At 59.6% G+C, this 235-nt stretch carries 1 pseudogene; it reads right to left on the bottom strand.

Features of this window, described 5'->3' with window-relative positions:
- Nucleotides 1-235, bottom strand: a pseudogene (locus tag AC0L3U_RS40250) (hypothetical protein); the annotation flags it as partial.

Here is a 235-nt window from a genome sequence, read left to right as displayed (position 1 = left end):
CGACAATAAAATCTTCCAGGTCGGTTGGCGGCACCAGCATGACCGCCTGGCTGATGTCGTTATAGGCAATCGCCAACGCCACCTCTTCTGCCAGCGCGGTAGTGCCGACGTCGGTGTGCTCGAGGTTGCTGTATTGAAAGCCCTGGAACTGGATGCCGACGATGCTGATGCCAATGCCGCGCTGGCGCTGGTGTTCAAGGCGCAGGCCGAGCCCGAGTTGGCTGATCGGTATTTC

The organism is Bradyrhizobium sp. Kon69 (assembly GCF_055807515.1).
The sequence above is the reverse complement of the archived record's forward strand: the minus strand, read 5'-3'. Positions and strand labels throughout refer to the sequence as shown.